General features: G+C 51.5%; 5 protein-coding genes. 2 read left to right on the top strand and 3 right to left on the bottom strand.

The window, feature by feature from the left end:
- The coding region (locus VGC33_RS09640; protein ID WP_331120533.1) for a DUF1847 domain-containing protein at positions 1-520 on the top strand (520 nt) is incomplete at its 5' end.
- Between the two features lie 225 nt (positions 521-745).
- A complete protein-coding gene (locus tag VGC33_RS09635; protein ID WP_331120532.1) occupies positions 746-1,501 on the top strand; it encodes an IclR family transcriptional regulator in 756 nt (251 codons plus the stop codon).
- Between the two features lie 56 nt (positions 1,502-1,557).
- On the opposite strand, the gene VGC33_RS09630 is transcribed toward VGC33_RS09635, so the two are convergent.
- The 3 genes from VGC33_RS09630 to VGC33_RS09620 form a co-directional block, all read right to left on the bottom strand.
- Positions 1,558-2,466, bottom strand: coding sequence for a dihydrodipicolinate synthase family protein (locus tag VGC33_RS09630; RefSeq protein ID WP_331120531.1), 909 nt, complete (start codon positions 2,464-2,466; stop codon positions 1,558-1,560).
- Between the two features lie 101 nt (positions 2,467-2,567).
- A complete protein-coding gene (locus VGC33_RS09625) occupies positions 2,568-3,719 on the bottom strand; it encodes a mandelate racemase/muconate lactonizing enzyme family protein (protein WP_331120530.1) in 1,152 nt (383 codons plus the stop codon).
- 9 nt (positions 3,720-3,728) lie between these two features.
- Positions 3,729-5,093: an MFS transporter gene (locus tag VGC33_RS09620; protein WP_331120529.1), complete on the bottom strand. Its 1,365-nt coding sequence runs from the start codon at positions 5,091-5,093 to the stop codon at positions 3,729-3,731.
- Positions 5,094-5,534: the final 441 nt, after the last annotated feature.

The following is a 5,534-nucleotide window of genomic DNA, read 5'->3' as shown; positions in this document are numbered from 1 at the left end:
GTCCGCCCAAGTGGAAGGCCAGTATTACGGCCAATTAACCCGGGTGGAAGAAATCGTGGTTTTCGCCAAGAAAATAGGCGCCAAAAAAATCGGCATCGCCTCATGCGCGGGACTGATTCAAGAGAACAGGATTTTTGCCGGCATTTTGCGGGCAAATGATTTAGCCGTATTCGGCGTACTGTGCAAGGTCGGTTCCCAGGATAAATGCAGCGTCGGCATTGCCGAGCGGGATAAAATCAGGCCGGGCGGCTTCGAGGCCATGTGTAACCCCGTTATGCAGGCCAATTTATGTAATCAAGAAAAGACGGATTTGAATGTTATCAGCGGGCTGTGCGTCGGCCACGACTCGCTGTTTATGAAACACTCCGACGCGCCGGTAACCTATCTTATCGTGAAAGATCGGGTACTGGCCCATAATCCCATCGGCGCGCTTAATACCGGTCATTCCTATTATAAACGCCTGCACGAGGGCGTTAAATTGAATGACGCCGATAACACGGCCTTGCCGCCCCGCGGCTAGGCCGGCGCTTTAGCAGCCAGGAATGCGCCATACCCTGCCACTGGCCCCTACCGCTATCGCGGCGCAGGATGGCAACCGCGCGTAGCCACCCCTTTATGCTGCAGGCTGCGGGTGATGCCGGTATGGTTAACAGGCATCAGGAGGTGAGGGCCTATTTTCTCATGGGAATAACCGGGTACAGTAGTGTATAGTAACGCATAGGAAAAAATAACCCATTGATGAACCATGAAAAAATTACCGACTTCCATACCGGCTCTCGATAAAGTCATGTGTGTTTTTGATTATCTTTCTGAAAATGATGGCGCCACATTTACCCAGATACTTCAGTATTCCGGGTTCGCCAAAAGCAGCACCTCTTCATTATTAACCAGCATGGTGGCTCACGGCCTGCTGCGCCAGGATAAAAATAAATATTATCTTGGCTTGCGTCTGTATGAGCTAGGCAATAAAGCCGCTGAACAATATGACATAAAAAAAATAGCCTTGCCGATTTTGAAAGAAATCCGCGATTTCACCGGTTTGACCTGCCATATGGGCGTGCTGGAAGGCGTAGCGCCGATCTATTTGCTGAAAGTGGATAGTCCCCAGCCTATCGTTATTCGCAGTTGGGAAGGTAAACGTCTTTCGCTGCATAGTTCCGGACTGGGGAAAGTGCTTATTGCCTGGCTGAACGATGCAGAATTAGAAGAATTGCTTCCCGGCGACCAGATATTACAGAAATTTACCGCTACGACCATTACCGATATCACTATTCTGAAAAAGGAACTGGCGGAGATACGGCGCCGGGGATGGGGATACGATAACGAAGAAGATTCCTTGGGCGTAAGATGCGTTGCGGTGCCGGTATTTAATTCCCAGGGCCAGGTTGTGGCCGCGCTCAGCATATCGGGCGTAGCATTCCAGATCCCGGAGGAAAAGCGGGAAACGCTGGCATCACTGATGATGGACGCCAGCCGCCGCCTTACGGAGTTATTACGCTAGTTTATTGCGCCGGACACCCTGCCATCACGATGCCTGCGGCGTTGCGTGCCCCATGTTTAAAGTATCCCCGCGCGCTGCATTAACGACGTCAATTCAGCGACCCGCTCATCATTCGGCATTTTTACCGGTAGCAGCACCTCGGTAGAAATATCCACCCCGCTGAGCCGGATGGCTTTTTTAATTATGCCGAAAAAGGGCGAATCCAGACCATAGATGGTGGAAAATGCGGACAGGCGGCGCTGTAAGCTAAACATCGTCTCATAATCCTTCTCGCGCCAGGCTTGGTATAAACCGCAGGTAATTTGCGGAGCAATATTCGCCGTCGCCGGGATACCGCCGTTGCCGCCTAAAATCAGGGTATCCATCATATATTCATCATAACCCGCGAAAATAATGTAATCGGGTCTGACCGGCCTGACTTGATTAACGATCTCCCGAATATGGCTAATATTGTCCACCGTATCCTTTATGCCGATGATATTATGGACATCATGCGCCAGCCTGACCATCAAATCTACGCTGATATCCTGTCCGGTGAGCGCCGGGAAATTATACAGTAATACCGGCGTGGCAATATTTTCCGCCACCGTTTTAAAGTGCTGATACATATACTCATCGGTTAACGTCACGTAATAAGGGTTTAGCACCAGCACCCCATCCACTTCGAGCCGATCGGCATGCAGGCCGAACTCGATCACTTCCTGCGTACCGCAGCTACTGATGCCCAGCAGCACCGGTACGCGGTGGTTGATGTGCGCAACGCAAAATTCCGCGACATCAAAGCGTTGCTCTTTGGTCATATGGCAGAATTCGCCGCCGCTGCCCAACAGCAATATCCCGTCGACCGAACTATCAATAAGATGATCGAGCAGGGTCGCCATGCCCATTTTATCCAATTTTCCCTGCGGGGTAAAAATGGTCGGTACGGGAGGAAACACGCCGTTAAATTTTTTTCGTCCAATCATTAATCACATCCTCGCAATATCCTGGCGATATAAAGAAGACCGTTATTGCCGCACCTGTCTATGGCCTACGGTCCGCTTGGTTATTTACCCGTCGGTATGGGTTACCAATTTGTATGGGAACCGTCGTTCCTTTTGAGGTGCGGCATTTCATAGAAGCGGAAGGGTTCGCATTCCGCCAGCGCGTGTTCATCAATATCGACTCCCAGGCCCGGTCCCTCGGGGAGTTGATAAGATGAGCCGACCAGTTGGGCACGTTTTGAAAACAGGGAAGATTCCTGGCGCGCCATATCCTCATTAGGAGTCTCCCAGCATTCGACATAAGAAAGGTTCGGGATAGCCACCGAAAAATGGACGGTGGCCGCGGTGCAGACCGGGCCCAGCGGATTATGTGGCATAACGTCTATATAATGCGCTTCACACCAGCCAGCGACTTTCATCGCTTCGGTAAAGCCGCCGATATTGCAGATATCTATCCGCGCGAATTGCGTAAGCTCGCGCTCGATATAGGGCAGGTATTGCCATTTTGAGGAAAATTCTTCCCCGATGGCAAAAGGGATATCAATCAGTTTTCTTAAAGCGCTATAAGATTCGGGGCTTTCGTCACGAATGGGTTCTTCCAGGAAATCCAGCGTTCCCCGCGGCATACGCTGGCAAAAAGACGCAGCTTCAGGAACCGTAAGGCGATGATGATAATCCACCCCCAGCATGACGGCGGAACCTAAGGCTTCACGGGCCTTGATCATCCACTCGGCCACCGTGGCGATATGCTTTCTGGGTTCATAAGGGGATGCCGCATCATTTTTCCAGCCAAGGCGCAGGCAATCCCAGCCGGCGTTCACGGCATCGCGGGCATAAGCCATGAGTTGTTCGGGGTCGTCCGCTCTGACGCAGCCGAAGGTCGGTACGGTCTCGCGCTGTTTACCGCCCAGCAATTGATAAATCGGCACTCCTAAGGCTTTACCTTTAATATCATGCAGTGCGATATCGATAGCGGCCATGGCCGAGGTTAATACTCTGCCCCCTTCGAAATACTGGCTGCGATACATTTCCTGCCATAAAGCGCCGATTTGCATGGGATCGCGGCCGATGAGGAAATTGGCATAATGGCTGATGGCGCCGCTAACCGCCAATTCCCGACTTGATAGGCCAGATTCCCCCCAGCCGTAAAGGCCTTCATCCGTATCGACTTTAACAATTAACTGGTTTCGATCGCCAACCCAGACGGCATAGGGTTTGATATTGGTTATTTTCATATAGCCTCCTTAATGGCTGTCGATGACTTTTTTAGATTCGAGATGGTTTTTTGCATGCGTTGGCGCGGCCAAGCGCTCAACCTTGCCGACCAGAAGAATAAGAGACAAAGCGCCCAGCAACGTCATCGAACAAACAAAATACAGTGCGGGGGTAAAATCGCCGCCGTCGACCAGATAACCGATGGTTATGGGTACGATGACGCCGGACAACGCGCCGATAAAATTAAACACCCCGCCGGTCATGCCCATAAGCCGTTCCGGGGCAATGGAGGAGACCAGGGTCCAGACTATCGAGGCCAAACCGGTGGCAAAGAAAGCGATCGCCATAAAGACGATTACCAGCGCCGGGCTGTTAACGAAATTGGCGCCGATGATGGTCGTGGACAATAACAAGCCGGATATGATGGGCAACTTGCGGGCGAAGCCTAATGTGAAGCCTTTTTTTAACAAGAAGTCGGATAATACGCCGGAGCTTAATACCCCCAGGAAACCGCATAGAAAAGGTATTGATGCGGCAAAACCGGCTTTAATGAAATCCATGTGGCGGTATTCCACCAGATAGGTGGGGAACCAGGTAAGGAAAAATATCGTGGTGCCGCCGAGGCCAAACTGCCCCAAATAAAGCCCCCACAATTTTGGCGACGTTAATAAAAATTTCAAATCGCGCCAGTCGAATTTCTTTATTTCTTTTAAATCGTCAACATTGTCATGGCGCGAACTTAAGTCCGGAATGCCCCCGCCCTGGGCGATATAGGTAACTTCCGCCTGATTGACGCCTTTGAGTTTGTTGGGTTCGTTGTACAATTTATACCAGAGCAGTGCCCAGATAATGCCCAAGCCGCCACTGACCAGGAAAACATAATGCCACCCTAGCGTCGAGAACAGCCAGCTCAGGACCGGCGTAAGAAAAGCTAAACCGACAAACTGGGCGGAAGTATAGGTGCCGATCGCCCTGGCCCGTTCTTTTTCTGGAATCCAGGTGGTGACGACCCGGCTGTTAATCGGATAGCTTGGAGCTTCAAGCATCCCGATAAGCATTCTCAAGATAATAAAAAATACCAGATTGGTGGCAAAAGCGAGGCCGATGGTGGCCAGGGACCAGGCGAAAAGCAGCAGTGCCAGCAGGCGCCGGGGAGTGACGCGATCGGCCAGCCAGCCGCCCGGTATCTGAAATAAAGCATAACTCCAGCCCCAGGCGCCGAATATCCAGCCCATATGGGCGCTGGTTAAGCCAAATTCTTTAATAATCCCCGGCGCTGCGATAGATATATTCGATCTGTCCATATAGTTAATCACGACCGAGATGAATAACAGGGCAACGATAAAGAATCTTTTGCGCGTAGGGAGATGTTCTAAATTTCCAGGGTTTTTCATGTGTCAGAACCTCGTTGGTCAATGATAAACATTTATTGGATGGCATTATCGCTGCCCTATATTCATTCCTGTTTCATTACTCTTCTATTCCGCCACCGCCACCAAGTTCTGTATACAGAACTTGTGTTCAGTATTAAAAATATACCATCTGACCTGCGCAAAAATGAATGATTATGTCTATTTGTAGGCGAGTTTTGCCTTAGTTTGTGATCTCTCTCTCAAAGGAGAGGCAGTTGCGGCGCTACGGAGTAATTCCGCCGCAACCGTTAGCCGGCCGCGGGCTCCTGCGCCATCAGCCCGGCCACCGCGGCGCACAGGCAAAGCGCCGCCAGCAGGCCGAAGGCGCAGGCATATCCCCGGGCGCCGGGATAAAGGGTCAGCACAATCACGATAATGCCCGCCGCCGCCGCGCCGCCGGCATACTGCATCGCGGCCAGCAGG

The sequence above is a fragment of the Acerihabitans sp. genome (assembly GCF_036398755.1).
Taxonomy (GTDB): Bacteria; Pseudomonadota; Gammaproteobacteria; order Enterobacterales; family Enterobacteriaceae; genus Acerihabitans.
Note: the sequence above shows the minus strand (reverse complement) of the source record. Positions and strands in the feature narration are given on the sequence as shown.